This window comes from Acinetobacter sp. ANC 7912 (genome assembly GCF_039862785.1).
GTDB lineage: Bacteria > Pseudomonadota > Gammaproteobacteria > Pseudomonadales > Moraxellaceae > Acinetobacter > Acinetobacter thermotolerans.
Genome location: NZ_CP156795.1, coordinates 756721 through 779685, shown reverse-complemented (window position 1 = coordinate 779685; position 22965 = coordinate 756721). Strand labels below are relative to the sequence as shown.

Here is a 22965-nt window from a genome sequence, read left to right as displayed (position 1 = left end):
CCTTATTTCGCTAAAGTGTGTGTTTTCTTCACACTCATCATCTTGCTGAAGTATTGACTGCCCATACACACCATCAAAATCAGGAATGGGCCAAGTACCACCAGATCAAACTTAAAGGCACTTACGAATAACAGAGCGGAAGCAATTAACATGCCGTATCCTAAAGCCACCCCGCCTACAGCTTTATAAGGACGCTCTACATGAGCATGACTACGGCGCAGGTAAATAAAGGCCGCACTGGTCAGGACATAAGTGAAGGTAAACATCACCACTACACCCAGCATTACACGTTCAGGATCCAGCAATGAGATGCCAAAGCCAGCAATTGCAACCACTAGGACTGAATAAATCGGTGTGCCATTTTTATTCACTTTGGCAATCACCGATGGAATCACCCCTTCACGTGCCACATCGAACAGTTGGCGAGACGCTGAATAAACGATAGAGAAGAACCCTGCCAATAAGCCCAGCAATACACCAAACATCACGATATTCTTAAGCATCGCTTGTTGAGCGCCAATACCAGCTAAGAGTGGATCTAAGACGCTAGTTAATTGACTAGTTCCTACGGCACCTGGTGCAGCAAGTAATAAGCAGATGGCTGTAGAAGCGAGGATTAATAATCCAAGTGTTAAACCTTTAGGTACATCCTTCGCTGGATTTTTGGTTTCTTCAGAACAGGACACAGTATGTTCAATACCTACGAACATCCATAGTGCAAATGGAATCGCAGCAGCAATACCCATCAAGGAAATTGGCATCTTGGTAATTTCAAGGTTTTCTGCCTTGAAGGATGGTGCAACACCACCTGAGAAGATAAACAGGGTAGCAACGGCAATGGCACCAACAATTAAGGTGATAGATACCAAATCCTTTGCACCCCGGACACTGATCGCTACTACAAAGATAAATAACAGCAACTTGATCAGTGATTCATCCATGGTGAATAAGGAAGCGGCGTAACCCACGATAAAGGTTGCCACTACCCCAGCACATGAGATCAGGGCCAGTCCAATAGTAATCCCGGAGAATGATCCGGCTAAATTACCAAAGGCACGTCGTACAAATGAGCTTAAACCACCTGCATTTGGCCAAGTTGCCGCCATTTCAGAAATACATTGACTAAAGCCAAGATAGAACAGAAACATAATGGCAAAAGCAATACACATATTGCTCCAGCCGTATTCCAAACCAAAATTCCAGCCTGAGAACTGGCCAGCGATTACAATGGATACACCGATTGCGGTGACCATATACCAGCTTAGTGTGCCTTTTTTCAGTGACATATTCCGTCTCCCCAATTGATAACTTTTATTGCTGACCTTGTGGGATGTGCTTATCTCGTCAACATTGAAAAGTTATGGATTGTTCTTGATCTGATGTCTTGATTCTGAGACGAAGTAAAAAAATCACTTAACAAAAAAAGTTCTTTTTTATAATTCTTTTTATGGCATCAAACTTGCAGATGCTTTGAGTTGTTTTAATAAAAATCTCTAATCAGCATGTTTGAATCGCAACCACATAAACAGCTCAGTCCACGTCTCTACTTTCGAGATGCCGATGAACAAGCGCAATTTATCAGCGGTTGGGATCAGCAATACGAGCAGATCAGCATGGGGCAATTTCATGGCTGCTTACAGGAGTTGTGGCTAGGCGATATCCAAATAATTTTGGAAGAATGCAGCCAATCTGTGCATCAGATTGGTGCTTCATGGTCGAACTCACGCTGTTTTATCCTGCCCATTCAGCAACAGGGAGTTTCACTGTTCCGCAATCAGGTCGTAGATATTGATACACCCATGACCCTGAATCCTAATGAAGTCATGGATTACAGGACATGCACCAATAACCTGACCATTGGTATTGCAATTCCCAACCAGATCATGGATGCCTTATCCTGTCTAGAGGAGTGCGAAAATTTGAACGATTTTTTTAGAAGTCATCCGCACTTGCAAGGAAATCCTCAACATTTCAATGAACTTAAAGCATTACTTATGGGTCTCTTTAATAACGACTCAGGAGATGAAAATTTTTATCATACATTGAATGAACATTACATTTTAGATGAGATTTTCTGTCTGCTCTTTTCCTCTTTTAAAATCCAAGAGAATCCATTTGAGAAAAAGATCTACTCACATAAGCGCATCGTGAATCAGGTGAAAGAACTGATCTTAGAAGATCCCTCAATCACACCCTCGCTTACTGAGATTTGCCAAAATGTGGGTGTCAGTAAAAAAGTCCTGCAAACCTGTTTTCAGGAAATAATGGGAACCAGCGCCTCGCATTATTTAAAAGCCATACGCTTAAATCGAGTTCGCCGTGATTTAAAACAGGCTGATCCTAGAACAGAATCAGTGCAAGATATCGCTTGCAAATGGGGCTTCTGGCATGCCAGTAATTTTACTGCCAATTATAAAACCATGTTTGGTGAACTACCATCGGAGACATTAATGCATTAAAGCAAGATACCCCTATCATGCTCATCTCTCCCTCTTTCTCCCTTAGTCCTATTTTATTTTTCTTGTTTCAGAACTAGGTCAGAACTTAAAATATTAATTAGACCAATTGGTTTAAAAGCACGGTCAGTGCGAGACGATTCGGAACATTGAGTTTTTCAAAAATACGGTTGGTATTAATTTTCACGGTTCCCAATGAAATTCCCATCATTTCAGCAATATCCTGGTTGGAAGAACCTTTTAAAATCAGAAAACAGAGCTGACTTTCCCGGTAAGTCAGCATGTGCTGATTCAGATAGTTTGAAATGACCTTCTCTTTTACACCATCGATGCTAAAAATATTGGTTTTCAGAATATGATAAAGGGCTTTATTGGAAGCTAAATCTATTTTCTTTTCTTCATTGGGATTAGTTACAGCAATGCCTGCAAAAGCATGGTCATTTTCCCAAAACACCACTTCGAAAATTTCATTAATAGTTAAATCTGCAGCAAAAGTCTTATAGCTGTGAACTTTTTGAGTGACATTGTGCACTGAATTTAAATAATTCATGTTGTCATGACTACTTAAAAAGTAATCTACATTGAGAGGATCACATTCTTGAAAATGTTGATGATATTTATGAATAAACTCTTGAGGAACTTCAATATTCTGATGAATTTTGGCTTTACGCTGCTCTTCGTCTACCCAATAAAACATTGCACCTTCAGCATCTAAATAGTTTTTGGCTAAAAGTAATGAGTTTTCAATAATTAAATCTTCTTTTAGCATCTTTTTGTACCTCATATTTTACAATATAGAAGTAGCAATTAATATGCCAGTCAGAAGTATTCATACTTAAAGTTAAATAAAAAACTGAGTAATAAAAAGCCTCTCTTCTAAATATATTGCTTATTCACAAGGCTCTAGACTAACATAATCATTTTGCTAGTCTAGAGCCTTCACAAATATTCAGGAGAGAGGCATATAGTCAATTAAACAACTTCCCCGACTTCTTTGGCATATTCTTTAATGACTTCATTTCCTGTGGCGACAGTCACATTAAGTCCAGCAGAATGACGCTCTTCCTTGCCTCTAAACACATCCAATGGATCTTCAAAGTCACGTACATACCCTAATGCAAAACATGCACATTGATATCCCATGAGTTTTAATAACTCGTCATCTAAAGTCTGCGCAATTTCAGGCGGTGTTGCCAAATACTGATTTTCTTCTTGTCTTAACCAGCCTGCGCAATAATTGATATTAATCGCCTGGCGGATTTTGTCAGTCTTGTTCTCACCAGCACCGTGATAAATTTTTCCGGTATAAATCAGGACTGACCCTTTACTCATTTCTGCGGCAATCGTTTGCTCTTCGGTAAATTTTTGACGAGCACCTACATACATACTATTTGGAACCACACGAGTCGCGCCATTTTCTTTGGTGTATTCTGTCATGGCCCACAGCGTATTGAATTGCGGTTCATAATCATCAGGAAAATCAAAGAAATCCCACGTCAACTGATCCTGATGCAATACTTGAGCAGGGGAACCTGGATTCACGGTAATAATTTGTGTTAATTGCAATTGAATCGTAGATGCTTTATGTAAATGTTTTTTTGCTGCTGCCAACATTAAAGGATGACGAATAATTTCTTCACGTGCTGTTTGTGAACGTGCAACCAATGCACCTGTTCTCTGAATTTTTTTCCCTAAAAATAAATCTTCACCAAATGGACTGTCATATACATATTCATGTGTTTCTTCAGCGATACGGTCCATGACTTCAGGTGAAACCAGATTTTCAATAATACAATGACCATGCTCTTTTAGTGCTTGTGCAACGTCATCGGCAGTAGCAGTGTTTGGTAAACGAATCAGTCCCATAGTATTGCCCTTTCTTAACTTGTTCTGGATGATTTAAAGTTAAAAAAAAACGATCACCGTGACATCTAACTAAAGTTATATAATTTATGGAATCCTATTGTTTGAACCGTACCGGGTTTGTCGGAGAGTCAATATTCTGAGAGACTATCCCGATGACAAAATTAAAATATACCCCTGAAATCAGAGAAAGAGCGGTTCAATTATTGATTGAATCTGAAAAAGATTATCCATCGAATTGGGCTGCGATCACCGCTATTGCTCCCAAGATAGGTTGTACTCCTGAAACACTACGTGTTTGGTATCAAAAATATTTAGATAAACAAAATCCAGTTAAAGTACAGCAGCTTTCAGACCAAGAACGTATCAAACAACTCGAACGCGAAAATAAAGAACTGCAACGCGCCAATGAGATTCTACGTAAAGCAGCCGCTTTTTTCGCCCAGGCGGAGCTCGACCGCCCACACAAATAATGGTGGATTTTATCCATAATAATAAAGAGCTGTACGGAGTCGAGGCGATTTGTAGAATTTTACCGATCGCACCTTCAACCTATTACCGGACTCTAGATCTCTGCGATGAGAAGCATTGCTTCGCAAGGGAACATCGAGCAAAGCGAGATTTACATGACTTGCATCATGCTGAGGAGATTAAACGAATTTGGAAAGAAAGTTCAGGTCGATACGGTGTGCGTAAGGTCTGGCAACAACTGAAACGTGAAGGCTATGTGATTGCACGTTGTACAGTTGCTCGATTGATGCAGAAGCTAGGTATACAAGGTGTTTGGCGCGGTAAGAATAAACAAACTACCCGTAGCCGGGATGACCAAAAACGGGCAGATGATTTAGTGAAACGTAATTTTAGTGCTGATCATCCAAACCAACTATGGGTCGGTGACTTTACGTATATTCAAACTCATTCAGGCTGGGTCTATACCGCCTTTATTATTGATGTGTTTTCACGAGCAATTGTTGGATGGAAAGTATCTACACGGATGAATACAGATATGGTGCTCGATGCATTGGAGCAAGCATTGCATGATCGCGGCATGCCAAAGAATGTGATTCATCATTCCGACAGAGGTGTGCAATATCTTTCCATTCGCTATACCAATCGTTTAGAAGCTGCAAATTTACGAGCATCAGTCGGTACGACTGGTGATTCATACGATAATGCTTTGGCTGAAACGGTGAATGGCTTATACAAAACAGAGGTGATTGAATATCTAAAAGCAGATTGGCAAGGTTTAGCAGATGTACAACTTGCGACATTAAATTGGGTAGATTGGTTCAATAAAAAGCGTGTACACAGTGCACTGGGTTATGTATCGCCTTTTGAGTTTGAAGCAATGTACTATGATAAGATTAACCCGTTAGGTCAGGTGGCCTAACTTAAATAAAAAAGTCTCCGACAAACCCGGTACGGTTCAGTTTGTATTTGAGTTCAAGTGCAAGCTCCCTTGCTTTCTTTAAACTCATATCAGGATATGGACCAAGCGACTCTGACTTACGTTCACCATGAACGGTATAACGTACATTCCAGTATTTTTGTCCTGCTGGCGTCACAAGAAGTGACAGACCATTCTCATCTGACAGACGATATCGTTTTTCTTTTGGTGTCGCTTTTCTACATTCAGTATCGGTGAGTTTCATGTGTATTTACCCTTTATCAATCGTAAAATTATTGGGTAAATTTTCCCAATAATTACCCACTGAAGGCAAAAATTGGGTCACACAGCTTAGGACCGGATCGGACAATACAGCCAATAAAAAAGCCCTTAAACGTTGAGTTTAAAGGCTTTTTTACATTCAGTCGAACTTCTCTGAATTGAATTTTGGTGGAGATGGCGGGAGTTGAACCCGCGTCCGCCAACACTACGCTCGAGAATACTACATGCTTAGATATCGTCTATTATTTTAACACCCAGAGACCCGACGAACAGGGTTCAAGGTGCGATCCTCTAAGTTTGGTATAAAGCCCCGAGGCTTGACTCTATACGGACTTGTGTGCGTTCGCTTCAGTCGGGACCCCTAACCACAAGTATTCAGGGATGCGGACAAGCTGCCCTTAGGCAGCTAGAGCGTAAGTTTCGTCGTTTGCGACTATTTAAATGCAAATTTGATTTACGAGAGAAAATGCGCTCTCGGCATGCATCTATGAGTTTCATCATCGGCGTCGAAGCCAAGAACATCCCCAGATGTATGAGCAATCATAGCACAACTGGCAAAAAATACGATGCATTTTCTACACAATTACACTTTTCGATGCGCTCAGTTACTTTATTGAGCTAAACTTTTCTTTTTCAAGTCATCCTATAGAAAAAATTATGAGCTTTTTACTCGCCCTCGATCAAGGAACGACTTCCAGTCGTGCGATTATTTTTAATGAACATGGACAGGTTCAAGCGACGGCTCAACGGGAAATTCATATCCAGACCCCACATTCCGGCTGGGTAGAACAAGATGCCATGGAAATCTGGACCACTCAGATTGGTGTGGTACAACAGGCGATTGCCTCCGCCCGTATTCTCGCGAAAGATATTAAAGCCATTGGACTCACCAACCAGCGTGAAACCACAGCAGTCTGGGATAAGCGAACTGGCAAACCACTCGCCCCGGCCATTGTCTGGCAGGACCGCCGTGCGACGGACTGGTGTAATCAGCTGATCCAGCAGGGTCAGATGGAGCGCGTACAACAGAAAACCGGCCTGCGTATTGACCCCTATTTCAGTGCGGGAAAACTGGTCTGGTTATTAGAAAATGTTGAAGGCTTGCGTGAGCTGGCAGAACAAGGCCATGTCGCATTTGGCACCATGGATAGCTGGCTGATCTGGAACCTGACCCAAGGTGCCGAGCATGTCATTGAAGCTAGCAATGCTTCACGTACCATGCTCATGAACCTCCACACCCAAACTTGGGATGAAGAGCTGCTCAATCTGTTTAATATCCCAGCTTCGGTACTACCCAAAATCATTGCATCGGACAGTTATATTGCTGACACCGCCTCTGGTCTGCTCGGCGCCAATATTCCAATTACCGGGATTTTAGGGGATCAGCAGTCTGCCCTGTTCGGCCAGTCCTGTTTTGAAGTCGGCTCAGCCAAAAATACTTACGGCACTGGCTGTTTTATGCTGTTTAATACCGGTCATGACATTCAGCTCAGTCACAACAAATTACTCTCTACCCTTGCCTGGCAAGCTCAGGATCAAACGACTTATGCCTTAGAAGGCAGCGTATTTATGGCCGGCGCGGTGGTGCAATGGCTACGTGATGGTCTAGGCATCATTCAAAAAAGTTCAGAGGTAGAAAAACTGGCCTGCAAGGTACCGGATACCGACGGCGTGGTCTTGGTGCCAGCCTTTACCGGACTCGGTGCGCCGCACTGGGATAGCGAAGCCCGTGCGCTGCTGTGTGGTATGTCCCGCGGAACCAATAAAGCCCATATTGCCCGAGCAGCTTTGGAATCCATCGCCTTTCAGGTCTCCGATGTACTAACCGCCATGCAATCCGACATTACCCATCCCTTAAAGGAACTGCGTGTCGATGGCGGTGCCAGCGCAAATGATACCCTGATGCAGTTTCAGGCTGATCTACTGAATGTGCCAGTGCTGCGTCCGAAAATGTTGGAATCCACCGCTTGGGGCGCGGCAGCCATGGCAGGGTTGAAATCAGGCGTATTTTCCAGCCTGGATGAAATCGCCCAGTCCTGGCAGTTAGAACGCGCTTTTGAACCGAAAATGCAAACTGATGAACGTGAAGCCCATCTGGCCAAATGGCAGAATGCCTTGAAACGAGCCAAATCAGACTTATAAGCCTTTAAAAAAACCGCTGACTGTGCAGCGGTTTTTTATTTTGAAAATTTTAATGTGATGGCATACCACCAACCCCGGCTTTCGGTCGTGGTGCCAGCCAGACCAAACAAGCGGCGAAGATAAAAACCAATGCCAGTATCAGAAACAAATGATTGGCGGATAAGGTCAAAGCCTCTTTATCCACCAGACTAGAAATATAGCCCAAGGCACTATCCGAACTCATGCCCTGTGCCATCAAGGCATTCTGGGTTTCATCAACATTCAGTTTACCCACCAGCTCGCTACGTGCCACTTTACTGTGATCATCCCAAATGGTCACCGCAATTGAAGCACCAATTGCACCCGCCATAGTACGCAGGAAGTTCATCAAACCGGCTGCTGATGGCATTTCCTGCGGCAGCACTGAAGCCAACGCCATATTCGACAGTGGAATAAAGAAAAACGGCACTGCAAAACCTTGCAGGATTTGCGGCCACGCTAACGCCATAAAATCAGCATCGCTGGTCCAGAAAGCCCGCATCAGGGTCACCCCAGCCAGTAAAGTCAGACCAAAACTCGCCAGAATCCGCTGGTCATATTTGGTTGCCAGTTTTGCCACAATCGGTGACATCAACAGACTGCCAAAGCCCATGGTCGCGGTCAGGTAACCTGCCCAAGTCGCCGTATAGCCCAAGTTAATCTGTACCCATTGCGGAATCAGCACAATACTAGAGAAAAAGGCACCAAAGGCAAAGGCCAGTGCCAGCACGGCAAAGGTAAAGCCCCGGTAACGGAAAATACTGATATCCACGATAGGATGGCGTTCGGTCAGTTCCCAGATGGTGAAAATGATCAGACCAACAAAAGCGATCACTGCCAAGGTGCCGATAAAGGAACTGCTAAACCAGTCATGTTCATGACCGAGATCCAGCATCAACTGCAATGCACCAATCCACAGGATCAGCAGGAACAGACCACCTTTATCGATATTCAAGCTATTGGTTAGGGTTTCTGCTGGCTTGAGCAGTTTCAACGCCATCAGACCACAGAACAGACCCACTGGAATATTGATAAAGAAAATCCAGTGCCAAGACAGGTTATCACTGATGGTACCACCGAGAATCGGACCTAGAATTGGCCCTACCACAGTTGTCATCGCCCACATCCCCATGGCCTGGGATTGCTTTTCTGGTGGGAAAATCCGCAGTAACAAAGTCTGACTGAGTGGCATGATCGGCCCGCCGAACAGACCCTGCCCGATCCGGCAAAACACCAGCATTTCCAGACTGGTGGAAATCCCGCACATCACTGAAAACAGGGTAAAACCAAGCAGGCAGACACCAAACAGTTTCACGCTACCAAAACGTCCGGCCAGCCAACCCGTCAATGGGACACAGATTGCTTCCGCTACGGCGTAGGATGTAATCACCCAGGTGCCTTGCGAGCTGGATACCGCCAGACTACCGGTAATATGCGGCACCGAGACATTGGCAATGGTCATGTCCAGCACGACCATGAAATTGGCCAATGCCAGAACAAAGGCCGCCAGCATCAGCTTGCCGCCAGTCAGATTCCCATATGGAACATATTTATTCATTGGGAATTACTTCTTAAAGTGGATTTCAGCTTCCATCGATAGACCCACACGTAGCGGATGCTTGGTCAGTTCTTTCGGATCCAGCTGAATACGCACTGGTAAACGCTGTACCACTTTGATCCAGTTGCCTGTGGCATTCTGAGCCGGAATCAGAGCAAAAGCTGAACCTGTACCGCCAGAGAAGCCAACCACGGTGCCGTGATATTTCACCGATTTTCCATACAGGTCAGAGGTCAGTTCAGCTTTCTGCCCCACGCGGACCTTCTCCAACTGGCTTTCCTTGAAGTTGGCATCCACATAGAGCTGATCGACCGGTACCACCATCATCAACACCGTACCAGGTGCGACACGTTGACCCACTTGAATCGAACGGCGTGAAACCACCCCGTCAAAAGGTGCTTTGATTACGGTACGTTCCAGATCCAGTTCAGCTTGTTTTAATTTAGCTTCAGCGACCAAAACATCTGGCGTTGAGTTTTCATTAGCACCCTGAATCAGCGCTTCATTCGCGGCAAGGTTGCTTTGTGCTGCTTTCTGGCTGGATTTGGCCTGTGCCAAGCCTGCTTCTGCCGAAGCCAGTCCCGCTTTTGCAGTATCCAAGGCACTTTGCGCAGTACTCAGTTCTTCTTTGGAAATTGCCCCCGTTGCACTCAGTTTTTCACGACGGCTATATTCATCCTGAGCCTTACGTACAGCCGCTTGAGCCTGAGCGACTTGGGCTTCAGCACTACGAATGGCATCACTGCTGACGCCAATCTGTGAACTTAATGCACCACTATTGGCCGCAGTCTGTTTATATTGACGTTTGGCCTTGATCAGCTCAGCACGCGCCTGTGCCACGGCAATTTGTGCATCCCGGTCATCAATTCGTGCAAGTACCTCACCTTTTTTCACCGCCTGGGTATCATGCACCAAAACTTCAGCCACCTGCCCGCTGATCATCGAGGTGACCGAAGCCGTTTCTGCACCAACATAGGCGTTTTCAGTACTGACCGAATTATTCAGGAAGAATTTCCATATCAGAAACAACACCAGCGCAATGGCCATGAGAATGGCAACGATCCCGAGCGCTTTTTTACGTTTGGCTTTTAGCTCTTGCTCAGAAGGCTGCGATGTATTTTCTGGCAGGGTTTCTTGTGTATCTGTCATTGATTTTCCTAAATCCAACAGACTTGGTCATGCACACATGCCCATGCATTTTTTGATTTACTTGGCACAGACAGGTGGTTTTGCTGAGAAAGTCATAAAACTATAAATGTCACGCATTCTAATCTCAAAATCGGTTTTTGGAGCAAAATTATGTAACTCTACAGTTTCCAAATGCAGACAGGCACTGCTCCTGCTGGAACAATGCCTGTATCGAAAATTTTAAAATGATTTTGAATTAAAAAAATTAATACGCGTAAGAGGCAATTGCAGTCGCGATCGGTTTGGCTTCATCATTGATCAGGGTCATACGCATGGTGCAGCCTTTACGACCCAGACGCAGGGTTTCCGCACGTGCAGTAAAATATTTGCCACGACCCGGTGCCAGATAATCTACGCGCATATCCACCGTTGCCAGTCGGGAGACTTTCTGGCTGGTATCAACCATATCTTCCTGGCTGGCTTTCTTATACAGCTCGCCCATTGCGGTAATGCCGCCGATACTGTCTAAAATGGTCGCCGCCACGCCACCATGTAAAATCTGGAATGCCACATTACCAATCAAATCCTTTTGCATTTCCACATAAGCTTCAATCTGTCCATCCACCACACGCATTTGCATACCACAATATTTGTAGAATGGTGAATCATTAAAAGCAGCACACAACTGGTCTAACAGAACATCCTTATCCGAGCCTAAATCAATATTTCCTGTCCAACTTTTCTCTGCTACCGTCATAGTTTGCTCGAATAACCTTGATCAAATAAAAAAATACTTTCATTTGCCCTAAATGCAAATTAAGGCGCTACAATACTCATAGTTTAATATTGATCAATGAGATTTTTATGACCTATACGTTCAATCGTCCCGCGTTTCCTGCGACTCGCATGCGTCGTATTCGTAAAAATGAGCATTTACGTTCTATGGTACGTGAAACCCATCTCAGTGCTGATCACTTGATTTATCCAGTATTTGTGCTGCCGGGACAAAACCAGACCCAAGACATTCCAAGTATGCCAAATGTGCAGCGCCTGTCTGCTGACTTGTTGTTAAAAAAATCAGAACGTTTATTGGAACTGGGTGTCAATAAACTGGCGCTGTTCCCGGTCACACCACAAGAAGATAAAAGTCTGACTGCAGAAGCCGCTTGGCGTGAAGATGGCCTGGTCCAGACCACTGTGCGCTTGCTAAAAAAAGAATTACCAGAAATGGTGCTGATCACTGACGGCGCGCTGGATCCTTATACCACCCATGGTCAGGATGGCATCATCGATGAAACTGGCTATGTGCTGAATGATGAAACGGTTGAATGTCTGATTAAACAGGGTCTGAGTCATGCTGAAGCAGGTGCCGATGTCTTTGCACCAAGTGACATGATGGATGGCCGGATCGGTGCAATCCGTCAGGCCTTTGAAGCGAATGGCTTTATCTATACCAATATCATGGCCTATTCTGCCAAATATGCGTCCAGCTTCTACGGTCCGTTCCGTGATGCAGTCGGTTCTACTTCTAACTTGAAAGGTGGTAATAAATACAATTACCAGATGGATGTCGGTAATCGTGCTGAAGCCCTGCATGAAATTGCACTGGATATTCAGGAAGGCGCGGACATGGTGATTGTAAAACCGGGCCTGCCATATCTGGATGTGGTACGTGAAGTCAAAGACACCTTTGGCATTCCAACCTTCGTGTATCAGGTCAGCGGTGAATATGCGATGCTGGCTGGCGCGATTCAAAATGGCTGGCTGTCCGATAGCGTGATTCTGGAATCGCTGATGAGCTGCCGCCGTGCCGGTGCAGACGGCATCTGGACTTACTTTGCTGAAGAAGCCGCATTGAAACTGAAAGACATGAAATAATCCAAAATGCCTTCCTTAATTCAAGGGAGGCATTTTTTTGCGTTTTGTTTGATGATTGAAATAAAGGTGAAAACCTGATGCATATTGCCATCATCGGTGCAGGAATTAACGGATTCATGACTGCACTGGAGCTGATTGAACAGGGCTGTTCAGTGACGATTCTGGATCAACAGCAAGCAGGCAAAGCCGCCTCCTGGGCCGGTGGCGGCATCCTCTCCCCGATGTATCCATGGCGTTACCCTCAAGCGGTGAATGATCTGGCCAAATATGCCAAACCGCTGTATCAGAACTGGAATGACAAACTAAAACCCATCACGGGCATCGATTTTGAAATTCACGAAACCGGCATGCTGATCTTTGATGAAGAGGATTTTGAAGTCGGCTATCACTATGCCGAACAGCATCAGGAACCGCTGCAGGAAGCGCTGTATGTCGAACAGGAACAGATCGAGCAGATCAATCCGCAGGTTTCCACCAGCTTTAAACATGCGCTGTATTTCCCGCAGATCGCCAATGTCCGCAACCCTCGTCTGCTACAATCGATTAGCTGTTATCTCAAACAGCATCCACAAGTGACCTGGCTGGAACACGCTCCGGTACGTCAGATAAAAATTAGTGATGATCAAATTGCAGCAGTACAAACTCAACAGGGAGACTGGATTGAAGCCGATCAGTTCGTATTTACCACTGGTGCCTGGTCAGCACAATGGTCAGATCAACTCAAGCTGGATATTCCGGTGCGCCCGGTACAGGGGCAAATGGTCTTGTTTAAAACACCGGAACACTGGCTACCGACCATGTGTATGAACCGGGTTATGTATCTGATTCCACGTCAGGACGGGCATATTGTCTGTGGTTCCAGCATGCGTGAAGTCGGATTTGATACCACTCCTGCGACTGAGATTCGCCAGAAAATTCTGGATGCCTGTTTTGAAATGGTGCCAGAACTGGCAGACTTCCCGATTGTGCAGGAATGGGCTGGGCTGCGTCCCGGTTCTCCAAAAGGTATTCCCTATATTGGTCAGTTACCACAACTGAAAAATGGCTGGGCCAATTTCGGCCATTTCCGTAATGGCCTGTGTATGGCACCAGCTTCGGCATTATTGCTCCGGCAGCTGATGTTTGGACAACCCACTTTGATTGATCCTCAAGCCTATACAGCGAAACAGTTGCAGCACTTAACTGCGCTTACCCACTAAATCGGTTAAGGCTTCTTTAATGGTTGGAAACTGAAATTCAAAGCCTGCATCTTGCAGCGCTTTGGGTTGGACATACTGACCATTTAAAACTAGCTGCGACTGCTCGCCCAGCAACCATTTCATAAAAATGCCCGGCAAACAGAACAACGGTTTGCGATGTAATACCCGCGCCGCGGTTTGACTAAAATACTGCTGGCTGGTTTTTTCCGGCGCAACTACATTAAAAATATCCGAAGTGGTCGGTTCGTGCATCAGGAAATCAAAAACACTGAGCAGATCCTGAATATGTACCCAGGAAAATGGCTGGCGGCCGCTACCAATCTGGCCAAACAGATTTAATTTAATCGGCATCAGGATTTGCGGTAACAGCCCACCTTTTCTGCCCAGTACCACACCAAAACGCATGATCTTGGTATCTTGATCGGTATAAGACAGTGCCAATTCTTCCCATTGCGCGCACAGTTGTGACATAAAAATCGGCTGTGGTGGCGATTCTTCGGTACAGACCTGCTGCCATTGTTCTTCAGGATCAATGCAATAATAGCCCACTGCCGAGGTCGACAGGATTCGTCTAGGGAATATCTGGTTTTTCTCTAAAAATTCATACAGTCTGCGGGTGGTCTCGAGACGACTGCTGAGCAGCGTTTGCTTGCGCTCATCCGTCCAGCGCTGGGCACCAATATTTTCACCGGCGAGATTAACCACATAGTCAATCTGCTGGCTATGTAATTCTTCGAAATCATGAATCCATTCAAAATCTGGATGCATGTCGATCCGGTGCCGTTCACGGGTCAGACCAATTACATGATAATCCATGCCAAGAAAATGCTGGACGGTATATTGACCGATAAAACCGCTGGCGCCGGTAATCAGTACGACAGGTTTATACATTGTTATTCAGTCGCCATTGTTCTTATATCGGGACTATTGTAACCTGAGTTCGATATAAAAAAAGAGTAGAAAAAAAGCCCTGTTTTTGTAACATATTGGTTCTCAAGACAAAATGTTATAAAACAAGGCTTCTCAATGGATCATATTACCGAATTATTTTGTATTTTGGATGATTTCTGCAAAAAATTTAATGAATCTTTAGAGAAAGCTTTAATTTCTAATCAAAAAACCAGGTTGAAAAAGTCAGCTTTAAGCTTGTCTGAAGCAATGACCATTGTCATTTTATTTCATCAATCCGGTTTTAGATTCTTCAAATATTTTTATTGCCAAATGATCGTTCCATTCTGGAAATCTGCTTTTCCTAAACTGCTTAGCTACAACCGATTTATTGAAATCATGCCCCGTTGTTTGCAAGCTCTGAGTAGCTTCTTCCATCAGGTGAAAGGAAAAGATACGGGAATCAGTATCATTGACTCCACTAAATTGGTAGTTTGCCATAATCTTCGGATTAAAAGGCATCGTGTATTTAAAGGCTTGGCCGGTCGTGGAAAAAGTAGTACGGGTTGGTTTTATGGTTTTAAATTACATCTCGTTATCAATAATTTAGGTGAAATTATTAATCTCAAGCTGACATCGGGAAATGTTCATGATGTTGCTATATTAGAATCTTTAACTCAAGAATTAAAAGGGATCCTACTCGGAGACAAAGGCTATTTGAGCAAAGCAAAAGCCGAAGCTTTAGCAGCAAGAGGACTGAAAATATTGACCCCATCACGTCGGAATATGAAAAATAAACCCATCCAAACTGAAGAAGAAAAACAATTACTTTGCAGAAGAGGATTGATCGAAACAGTGAATGATCAATTAAAAAATTTACATCAACTTGAACATTCACGTCATCGTTCGGTAAATAACTTCATGGTGAATATCATGGCTGCTGTAGTGGCTTATTGTTTGAACCCCAATAAGCCAACTTTCCAAAATATGCTAAAAGGTTAAGTGGATTTCATCGAACTCAGGTTATTGTACTGAACTGCGTGGGTTTTAGAGCTATCCAAAGCGCTCAATAAGCGTAACAATTTATACCGACAGGTATAGCTAAACCTTTAATATTCACCTATCTGATGTGAATTTTAAGATATCGAGATTATTATTTTTCAGCAATTTACTGGGTCGAGCCAAACATTTTATCAGCCATACGCTGTGCCTGCGCCCCATAAAACCAGTAGGTTAATAAATACAAAGGAATCGCCAGCAGCAGAATCATGATCAGCACCATACTCATAAATTGAGGCTGCTGCAGATAGAGCAGAAAATCCTGCCAGGCATTCGGATTGGAACGGGTTGCCAGTAAAATCCCCAGTAATAAAAATGCCAGGTTATAGCCCCAAAAAATCAGGGTAAATCCTAGCGTGATTTTTTTACGTTCTTGCTGGGTCGGTGCACGGCGGTTTTGGTGCAGAAATTTATACAACACCCAGATCATGGCCACCAGATACGGCACCACCGTCAGAATTGCTCCCATTCCGGTTGGCATCAGCGCAGCAATGACACCGCAAATACAGGTCAATACAAAGCAGATGAAAAAAAACCAGAGAAAATAGCGTTTTAAGGAAACCATGACGGGGATTCACACAAAGATATGCAGCTAGTATAAAAAAAATTGGATTTTTTTTCATTTTATTGTCAACCGATACGGAACCCCTGACGTTATATAGGATACAAGGTCACCAAATTTGTACCGGCATCCACAAATATGTTTGATCTTTGCTAAAGCAATAAGACTCGTGTGCCAGCAGAAAATTTTGAATAGCAGCCAAAATTTTCATAAACAGCACACTTTGACCGACGATTTCACCATCACTCGAATCGTCGGTCTTTATTTTTTGGGTAATGTAATTTTCCCAGCTTTATTTTTTGATATTGGTTCATATTTTAACACTTTAGTATCTATAACTAACGATAAATAAGATTTCATGACATCGAATTTACCCCCACGAATCCACTGCTAGGTGCTAGTGTTCATCCCTAGAGATGACTATACTGCTATTTTATAGCCAGCCTAAGGCACGTATTTCTGCTGATAAGACTAAATGGGAAATACAGCTTAGATCGGTTTTCATCCATGCTTTTTGCCCATATCCGGGTGTTTAATTTTTTACAGGCTCAGGGGACATGGCAGTTCACTTTCTACATACATCAGACTGGCATTTGGGGCAGTTCTTCCATAATCATGATCGTGAATTTGAACATACCCAATTTCTGGACTGGCTGCTAAAACAGATTGAGGAAAAACAGCCGAATGCCCTGCTGATTGCCGGGGATATTTTTGATGTCATTAATCCTGCGTCCAGTGCACAAAAACAGCTATACCAATTCCTGGCTACGGCGCATCATCTGGCACCGCATATGCAGACCCTGATGATTGCCGGCAACCATGACTCCGGTTACCGCATTGAACAGGTCGAGCCATTCTTAAGTAAATTCAATGCCAAAGCAGTTGGCGTGATCAGCAAAACTTCTGACAATAAACTCGATCTGGATCGTCTGCTAGTACCTATTTATAACCCTGAACAGAAAATTGTAGCCTGGTGTCTGGCACTGCCTTATTTGCGTAGTGCGGAAATTACCGGGCTGAATGAACATACCAGCAATAACCAAAGTGCGATAGCTTACTTACATCAACAACTGATTGCCGAAGCCCGTTCGCGCCAAGAGCCGGATCAAGCGCTGATCTTAATGTCACATGCACATATGCAAGGCGGTGAAACTTCCGATTCGGAACGCCCAATTGTGATCGGTAATGAAGAAGCGCTCTCCACAGCCCTGTTTGAAGATGGTATTGACTACGTCGCACTAGGTCACCTACATAAACCGCAGAAAGTCGGTAAGGAACATATCCGTTATAGCGGCTCACCAATTCCACTGTCATTTAGCGAACTGAACTATAAGCATCAGGTAGTGGAAGTCAGGATTGATCCTACTCAATCAAATGAACAGCGTTTTCAGTACGAATCTCTGATCATTCCAAGAACTGTCGATCTGATCCGGATTCGAGCTGATCTCAATGAATTAATTGAAAAAGTCAAAGCCCTGCCACCGGGAGAAATTGAACAGCTGTATGCACGGCATTTTCTGGAAATTGAATATACGACAACGGCGCCACCACCGGTTGATCTGAGACAACAGATCGAACAGGCTTTGCCGCCGAACCGCTACCGCCTGCTGCGGATTTCCAGAATTTATCAGCAGGTCATGGATACTGACGCACAAATTTCTAAAATTGACTTGGCGCCTCCAACACCGGAATCCCTATTTAGCACCCTATGGAAAAAGATGGGCTATGAACCGGATGATTCGGTACAGCGTGATTTTCTGCAGCTGCTGCATGAAGCGCAGCAGGACATTGATCTGCAGCAGCCTTAAGGAGATGCCATGAAAATTCTACGTTTAAGCCTGAATAATCTGGCCTCTCTGGCAGGTACGCACGACATTCGTTTTGATGAAAGTCCATTGGCCCATGCCGGACTAATTGCCATTACCGGAAAAACTGGTGCAGGAAAATCTACCCTGCTGGACGCCATGTGTCTGGCACTGTATAACGAAATTCCCCGCCTTAAAGGTGCTTCCGGCAGCCTAAAAGATACTGGCGGACAGGATGTATCCATCAAGGACTCAAAAAATATCTTACGTCGTGGCACCACTTCCGGTTTTAGTGAACTGGAATTTTTCGCGCTGGATGGCAAACGTTATCTGGCACGTTGGGATATCCGCCGTGCCCGTAACAAGGTTGATGGCAATCTTAAGGTCGAGCGTTATATCAAGTGTCTGGATGATGACACTACCCTGACCCAGAAAATTTCAGAAGTGACACCCTTGATTGAAAAACTGATCGGTTTAAGCTTCGAGCAATTTACCCGAGCCGTATTACTGGCTCAGTCTGAAGTCGGTGCTTTTTTAAAAGCCAAGGATCATGAACGTGCGGATTTGCTGGAATATTTGACCAATTCCCAGATTTTTAGTGTGGTCAGCCAGAAAGCCGCACAGAAATTCAGTGAAGTCAAAAACAAGCGCAGCGAACTGGAAAAGCTGATTGGCTATATTGAAATCCTGTCAGAAGAAGACATTGCTGCATTGCAACAGCAACAGCAGGCCCTTTCCCTGCAACTGCAGAATCTGCAACAGTCAGAAAAGCTGCTGGAAAATGAAAGAAAATGGCATCTGGACCAGCACAAGCTCTATGCCGAAGTGCATGCCAAAAAAGAAGTTTATGATGTACAGCTGGATGCCGTGACTAAATCTGCCGGGCAGCAGCAATTATTAGAACGACTGGATGAGTTCCAGTCGATCCGGGAGCAGTTTGTACAACGTGCCCGTTTAGAACCACAAAAAAGCCAGATTCAGCAGCAACAAGCCCAGTTCACGCTTGAATTTGAAAAGCTCAAACAATCCTTTGCTGCAGAAGAAGCGAAATTGCAAGCCCTGCAACAACAGCAGCAGCAATTCCAACAGTATTTAGAAAATATCAAGCCGCATCTGGATGCTGGTCTAAAACTGGATCATGAAATTAATACGATTTCCGAGCAGTATAAAAAACTGAATGCTGAAAAAAGTCAGTTCCAAACTACACGACTGCAGCCGCTAGAACAACAACTGGCACAGCAGCAATTGACTTTTAATCAAGCACAGGCAAAACAGCAACAGCTTACACAGCAATTGGCTGAATCTGAGTACTTAAGTGTATTTGATCAGGAACCGCAAAGTATCCTGCAACGTATTCAGGACTATCTGCATCAATATCAGCAACTACAGCAGCAGGCCCCACAGCGCCTGCAGCAACCACTAGCCGAACTAGAAAATTCAGTTGCACAACTATCAACTAATCTAAATCACTGGACACAACAGTATCAAAGCCTGCAACAGCTGGAACAATTACTACATTCTGTGCAAGAAAAACGACAACAGGATCAAACGACCCTGCTACAGCTAGACATCTTGCAACAACGTCTGCAACAGCTTGCTCAACAATCGCAAGAATCAGAACAATTACAAACTGCTGTACAAAACCAGCAACAACAGTTAGTTGTGCTACAAAATGCTGAGCTCAATCTACAACAACAGATTCAATCTGAACAGCAAGCTTATACACAGCTAGAACAGACCCTTGCCCAACAGCGTCTGTTACATGCTCAAAGCGTGCAGGAACTGCGTGCCCAACTAAAACCGAATGAGCCTTGTATGGTTTGCGGTAGCCATGAGCATCCTTTTGTACAGGGCCAGCATGAACTGCTAGAACAAAGCCTGCATCAATTACAGGAACAACAGTTGCAGCAGGCAAGACAGCAACTAGATCAATTATTACAGAAACAGCAAGCCAAACAGATTGAAATATCTAAGCTACAAACGGTAATTGAGCAACAACAGCAGCGTTTGCAGACATTACAGCTGCAGATACAGCAACAATCTGCAGAATGTACCACTCAGCTGCTAAGTTTGGGAGTTATTACTCAGCAGGAGAATGACCTCCCTCACCTCATCAAAAAGTTAGCAGATCATCACAATGTTGTAGTTAAAAAAATTGAACAGCTGCAACTCCAGGAACAACAGCTGCAGCAGCAATTACAGCAATGGCGCCAGCAACAGCAGCAATTACAGCAGCTACAACTGGCATTACAACAACGCCAACAGCTCGAACAGCTGATTGCACCTGTCATGATGACCTTACCTGAACAGTATCAGGTTCAACCACCAATCAACTGGTTACCTAAACTCCAGCAACAGTTACAACAGCGGATTCAACATTTATCCATATTAAAACAGCTGGACTCCGAGCTGCAGCAACAGCAGCAAGCAGTAGAGAAAACTCAATATCAACTACAAGTTGAACAACAGAATTTTGCACAAATCAGCCAGTCTCTAGAACAACTGGTGGAACAAGGCAAAGCGCTGCGCCAGCAACTCGCCGAACTGACTGAACAACATGCTGGACAGGTATATCGTGTGGCTGCTGAATGGCAGGTTGTACTAGATCAACAAGGCAAAGCTTTGCAACAGGAACTGGATAATCAGCGGCAACGCACTGCTCAAGCAGAAAAACAGCTGCATCAAGGTAACCTCAAGCTGCAAGATTTTGTTACCCAATTACAGCAGCTGGAGCAGCAACTAGAACAGCATCAACAACAGATTCAGGTATGGCAGTTAGCTCACCCGCAGGTAACTACAGAACAAATTGAGCATTGGTTAAGTATCGATCTCACCAGCCATCAACGGATCCGACAGGATCTGGCGAATCAGAAACAGGCATTGGAAAATGCCAAAACTGCATGGCAGCTGCTGGAAGAACAATATCAGGCGCATTTAAAACTGCAGCCTGAACATAGTTTTGAAGATATTGAACAAAAACTGGCAGCACTGGCTCAGGAAAAAACGGCACAACAGGAAGCAGTGAATGAGATTGATGCCAAACTGCGCCTGAATGCCAATAATCAAAACACCTATGCCAAATACCAGCATCAGATTGAACAGATCAAGGCTGAGGAATATCGCTGGGGTCGGATTTATGACTTGATCGGGCATAAGGAAGGTACCAAGTTCCAGAAAATCGCGCAGGAACATCATCTGGATATTTTAGTGGAGTACGCCAACCAGCAATTACAACCACTATCGCAGCGTTATCAATTGCATCGTATTCCGGATAGTCTGAGTCTGGCGATTGTCGATCTGGATATGAATAGTGAAATCCGTCCGGTACTCTCCCTGTCCGGTGGCGAAACCTTCCTGGTTTCTCTGGCACTGGCACTGGCGATTGCCAATATGGCCTCCGGTTCAATGAAGCTAGAATCACTGTTTATTGATGAAGGTTTTGGTACGCTTGATCCAGCTTCGCTGCATATGGTGATGAATGCGCTGGATCATCTGCAAAGCCAAGGTCGTAAGGTGGTTCTAATTTCGCATGTACAGGAAATGCATGAACGTATTCCGGTGCAGATTCAGGTCAAGCCGGTCGGCTCCGGTGCCAGCACTATCCAAATTATAGGCTAGCGCTTATGAATATGACCTCAGGCAAGCTCTCTGCTGAATTCAGCTTACAACTGGAAAGCTTGCGTGGAGTCAGTGCCATTGTGGTACTGTTCAGTCACTGCTTTCAGGCTTTTATCGCGCCATTTGATGTGACGCTATATTCCTGGATACGCCTGTTCGGGCAAGCTGCTGTGATGATGTTCTTTGCCTTAAGCGGTTATCTGATCGGAACTTCTATCCAGCAGAATATTCAAAATAATGGTCAATTTGATCTCAGACATTATGTTCGGCAACGCTGTCACAGGATTTTGCCACCGTTCCTGTTTGCCTTGGTTCTGACCGTATTGTTATATCTGCTGGCTCCTTTCCTGTTTAGTTCGCAGAGTCATCAGTTTGAACACAACTTCGGCATGATGATTCGGACGGATTATAGTCTGGAGTGGGAGAATCTTCTAAGTTCACTGCTATTTTTAAACGGCTTTGTTACACCGACTTTATCTGCTAATGCCCCTCTCTGGAGTTTAAGTTATGAAGTCTGGTTCTACGTGCTGGCAGGCTTTCTGCCCTTTTTAAGAAACTCGGTCCTTGCTCAAGCCAGTTTTATACTGGTTTTAGTCATTCTGTCGCTACTCAATCCGCAATTCCTGATTTATTTTCTGCTCTGGCTCAGTGCCTTTTCCAGTTCATTTCAGCAAGTTCAGCAATATCTGCTAAATCATTTAAGTTCACTTAAATTAGTCTTCTTTAGTTTAGCTCTACTGATTGCCTGTATTGATAATTATGTTTTCCATTTCATCGAACACACCAATATTTATCGTGGTAGCTATTTTGTACCATTTAATCTCTGTATCGGATTGGGATGGATCTGCTGGTTAATTCAGCTTCAATATCAACACAGCTATTATCATCCGGTCTGGATCCAGTCAGCAGGCTTTTCCTATACTCTATATGTCACCCATTTCCCTCTACTACTGTTTATTCTCGGCTGTTTTCCACAAAGCCGAAGTTATGGTCTGGGAGGAGCTGTTTTGGCCTTATTAGCCAGCATGACCTTTTTAATCTTCTTTGCCTGGTTCATCGCAAGATGGCTAGAACCCCAAAAAAGAAAAGCGTTACTGCCTGCACCCCAATAACGCTTTTTAT

The 22965-nt window shown here is 44.2% G+C and carries 17 protein-coding genes, 1 other RNA gene, 1 pseudogene and 1 other annotated feature; of the genes and pseudogenes, 9 read left to right on the top strand and 10 right to left on the bottom strand.

Annotation, left to right across the window (positions count from 1 at the left end; all coding sequences use genetic code 11):
- Window positions 1–2: 2 nt before the first annotated feature.
- Window positions 3–1286 carry an amino acid permease gene (locus tag ABEF84_RS03935; protein WP_347455552.1) on the bottom strand — a complete coding sequence of 428 codons (1284 nt, stop codon included), beginning with the start codon at window positions 1284–1286 and terminating at the stop codon, window positions 3–5.
- Window positions 1287–1502: 216 nt separating this feature from the next.
- Here ABEF84_RS03935 and ABEF84_RS03930 point away from each other — a divergent pair, with 216 nt between their 5' ends.
- Window positions 1503–2459, top strand: a complete 957-nt coding sequence (locus tag ABEF84_RS03930) for a helix-turn-helix domain-containing protein (RefSeq protein ID WP_347455551.1) — start codon at window positions 1503–1505, stop codon at window positions 2457–2459.
- Between the two features lie 97 nt (window positions 2460–2556).
- Here ABEF84_RS03930 and ABEF84_RS03925 read toward each other — a convergent pair whose 3' ends face one another.
- Window positions 2557–3225, bottom strand: coding sequence for a helix-turn-helix transcriptional regulator (locus tag ABEF84_RS03925; RefSeq protein WP_347455550.1), 669 nt, complete (start codon window positions 3223–3225; stop codon window positions 2557–2559).
- A 203-nt stretch (window positions 3226–3428) separates the two neighbouring features.
- Window positions 3429–4322, bottom strand: a complete 894-nt coding sequence (locus tag ABEF84_RS03920; RefSeq protein WP_347455549.1) for a phytanoyl-CoA dioxygenase family protein — start codon at window positions 4320–4322, stop codon at window positions 3429–3431.
- A 152-nt stretch (window positions 4323–4474) separates the two neighbouring features.
- Here ABEF84_RS03920 and ABEF84_RS03915 point away from each other — a divergent pair.
- Window positions 4475–5709, top strand: a protein-coding gene (locus ABEF84_RS03915) for an IS3 family transposase (protein WP_347455548.1) whose coding sequence is annotated in 2 segments (ribosomal slippage) — window positions 4475–4751 and window positions 4751–5709 — 1236 coding nt in all. Because the reading frame shifts where the segments join, the coding sequence is not laid out codon by codon here.
- Window positions 4750–4866, top strand: a sequence feature (AL1L pseudoknot). (Overlaps the previous gene by 117 nt.)
- 28 nt (window positions 5710–5737) lie before the next feature.
- Here the strand turns inward: ABEF84_RS03915 and ABEF84_RS03910 are convergent.
- Window positions 5738–5971 (bottom strand): annotated as a pseudogene (locus ABEF84_RS03910) (Arm DNA-binding domain-containing protein); the annotation flags it as partial.
- 183 nt (window positions 5972–6154) lie between these two features.
- Window positions 6155–6514, bottom strand: a transfer-messenger RNA (tmRNA) gene (gene ssrA, locus ABEF84_RS03905).
- A gap of 131 nt (window positions 6515–6645) precedes the next feature.
- Between ssrA and glpK the strand changes: the two genes are divergently transcribed.
- Window positions 6646–8130, top strand: coding sequence for a glycerol kinase GlpK (gene glpK, locus ABEF84_RS03900; protein ID WP_347453627.1), 1485 nt, complete (start codon window positions 6646–6648; stop codon window positions 8128–8130).
- A 49-nt stretch (window positions 8131–8179) separates the two neighbouring features.
- Here glpK and ABEF84_RS03895 read toward each other — a convergent pair whose 3' ends face one another.
- From ABEF84_RS03895 to ABEF84_RS03885, 3 genes are all read right to left on the bottom strand, one after another.
- Window positions 8180–9706: a DHA2 family efflux MFS transporter permease subunit gene (locus ABEF84_RS03895; protein WP_347453626.1), complete on the bottom strand. Its 1527-nt coding sequence runs from the start codon at window positions 9704–9706 to the stop codon at window positions 8180–8182.
- A 6-nt stretch (window positions 9707–9712) separates the two neighbouring features.
- Entirely contained in the window at window positions 9713–10855 is a 1143-nt protein-coding gene (locus tag ABEF84_RS03890) for an HlyD family efflux transporter periplasmic adaptor subunit (protein ID WP_347453625.1), read from the bottom strand.
- A gap of 244 nt (window positions 10856–11099) precedes the next feature.
- The gene (locus ABEF84_RS03885) at window positions 11100–11591 is read right to left on the bottom strand and encodes a thioesterase family protein (protein ID WP_347453624.1); all 492 of its coding nucleotides are present in this window, start codon (window positions 11589–11591) and stop codon (window positions 11100–11102) included.
- A 107-nt stretch (window positions 11592–11698) separates the two neighbouring features.
- Between ABEF84_RS03885 and hemB the strand changes: the two genes are divergently transcribed.
- Both hemB and thiO read left to right on the top strand, forming a co-directional pair.
- The gene (gene hemB / locus ABEF84_RS03880; protein WP_347456219.1) at window positions 11699–12712 is read left to right on the top strand and encodes a porphobilinogen synthase; all 1014 of its coding nucleotides are present in this window, start codon (window positions 11699–11701) and stop codon (window positions 12710–12712) included.
- A 77-nt stretch (window positions 12713–12789) separates the two neighbouring features.
- Entirely contained in the window at window positions 12790–13911 is a 1122-nt protein-coding gene (gene thiO / locus ABEF84_RS03875; RefSeq protein WP_347453622.1) for a glycine oxidase ThiO, read from the top strand.
- Here thiO and ABEF84_RS03870 read toward each other — a convergent pair.
- A complete protein-coding gene (locus tag ABEF84_RS03870) occupies window positions 13891–14802 on the bottom strand; it encodes a TIGR01777 family oxidoreductase (RefSeq protein WP_347453621.1) in 912 nt (303 codons plus the stop codon). The genes thiO and ABEF84_RS03870 overlap by 21 nt on opposite strands.
- Before the next feature lie 135 nt (window positions 14803–14937).
- Between ABEF84_RS03870 and ABEF84_RS03865 the strand changes: the two genes are divergently transcribed.
- Window positions 14938–15801, top strand: coding sequence for an IS982 family transposase (locus ABEF84_RS03865; protein ID WP_004679438.1), 864 nt, complete (start codon window positions 14938–14940; stop codon window positions 15799–15801).
- Window positions 15802–15967: 166 nt separating this feature from the next.
- Here ABEF84_RS03865 and ABEF84_RS03860 read toward each other — a convergent pair whose 3' ends face one another.
- Window positions 15968–16423: an ABZJ_00895 family protein gene (locus tag ABEF84_RS03860; RefSeq protein ID WP_347453620.1), complete on the bottom strand. Its 456-nt coding sequence runs from the start codon at window positions 16421–16423 to the stop codon at window positions 15968–15970.
- A gap of 554 nt (window positions 16424–16977) precedes the next feature.
- Here ABEF84_RS03860 and ABEF84_RS03855 point away from each other — a divergent pair.
- From ABEF84_RS03855 to ABEF84_RS03845, 3 genes are read left to right on the top strand one after another with little or no spacing between them, the layout of a single operon-like run.
- Window positions 16978–18228 (top strand): exonuclease SbcCD subunit D C-terminal domain-containing protein, encoded by a 1251-nt coding sequence (locus ABEF84_RS03855; RefSeq protein WP_347455547.1) that lies wholly within the window; start codon window positions 16978–16980, stop codon window positions 18226–18228.
- 9 nt (window positions 18229–18237) lie between these two features.
- Window positions 18238–21843 (top strand): SbcC/MukB-like Walker B domain-containing protein, encoded by a 3606-nt coding sequence (locus ABEF84_RS03850; protein WP_347453618.1) that lies wholly within the window; start codon window positions 18238–18240, stop codon window positions 21841–21843.
- Between the two features lie 5 nt (window positions 21844–21848).
- Complete coding sequence (locus ABEF84_RS03845; RefSeq protein WP_347453617.1) at window positions 21849–22955, top strand: acyltransferase; 1107 nt, start codon at window positions 21849–21851, stop codon at window positions 22953–22955.
- The last annotated feature ends 10 nt before the right edge of the window (window positions 22956–22965 follow it).

Bases quoted from the DNA above. Each gene is read 5' to 3' on its own strand.
- ABEF84_RS03935 (WP_347455552.1), bottom strand. From the start codon at position 1,286: ATGTCACTGAAAAAAGGCACACTAAGCTGGTATATGGTCACCGCAATC.
- ABEF84_RS03930 (WP_347455551.1), top strand. From the start codon at position 1,503: ATGTTTGAATCGCAACCACATAAACAGCTCAGTCCACGTCTCTACTTT.
- ABEF84_RS03925 (WP_347455550.1), bottom strand. From the start codon at position 3,225: ATGCTAAAAGAAGATTTAATTATTGAAAACTCATTACTTTTAGCCAAA.
- ABEF84_RS03920 (WP_347455549.1), bottom strand. From the start codon at position 4,322: ATGGGACTGATTCGTTTACCAAACACTGCTACTGCCGATGACGTTGCA.
- glpK (WP_347453627.1), top strand. From the start codon at position 6,646: ATGAGCTTTTTACTCGCCCTCGATCAAGGAACGACTTCCAGTCGTGCG.
- ABEF84_RS03895 (WP_347453626.1), bottom strand. From the start codon at position 9,706: ATGAATAAATATGTTCCATATGGGAATCTGACTGGCGGCAAGCTGATG.
- ABEF84_RS03890 (WP_347453625.1), bottom strand. From the start codon at position 10,855: ATGACAGATACACAAGAAACCCTGCCAGAAAATACATCGCAGCCTTCT.
- ABEF84_RS03885 (WP_347453624.1), bottom strand. From the start codon at position 11,591: ATGACGGTAGCAGAGAAAAGTTGGACAGGAAATATTGATTTAGGCTCG.
- hemB (WP_347456219.1), top strand. From the start codon at position 11,699: ATGACCTATACGTTCAATCGTCCCGCGTTTCCTGCGACTCGCATGCGT.
- thiO (WP_347453622.1), top strand. From the start codon at position 12,790: ATGCATATTGCCATCATCGGTGCAGGAATTAACGGATTCATGACTGCA.
- ABEF84_RS03870 (WP_347453621.1), bottom strand. From the start codon at position 14,802: ATGTATAAACCTGTCGTACTGATTACCGGCGCCAGCGGTTTTATCGGT.
- ABEF84_RS03865 (WP_004679438.1), top strand. From the start codon at position 14,938: ATGGATCATATTACCGAATTATTTTGTATTTTGGATGATTTCTGCAAA.
- ABEF84_RS03860 (WP_347453620.1), bottom strand. From the start codon at position 16,423: ATGGTTTCCTTAAAACGCTATTTTCTCTGGTTTTTTTTCATCTGCTTT.
- ABEF84_RS03855 (WP_347455547.1), top strand. From the start codon at position 16,978: ATGGCAGTTCACTTTCTACATACATCAGACTGGCATTTGGGGCAGTTC.
- ABEF84_RS03850 (WP_347453618.1), top strand. From the start codon at position 18,238: ATGAAAATTCTACGTTTAAGCCTGAATAATCTGGCCTCTCTGGCAGGT.
- ABEF84_RS03845 (WP_347453617.1), top strand. From the start codon at position 21,849: ATGAATATGACCTCAGGCAAGCTCTCTGCTGAATTCAGCTTACAACTG.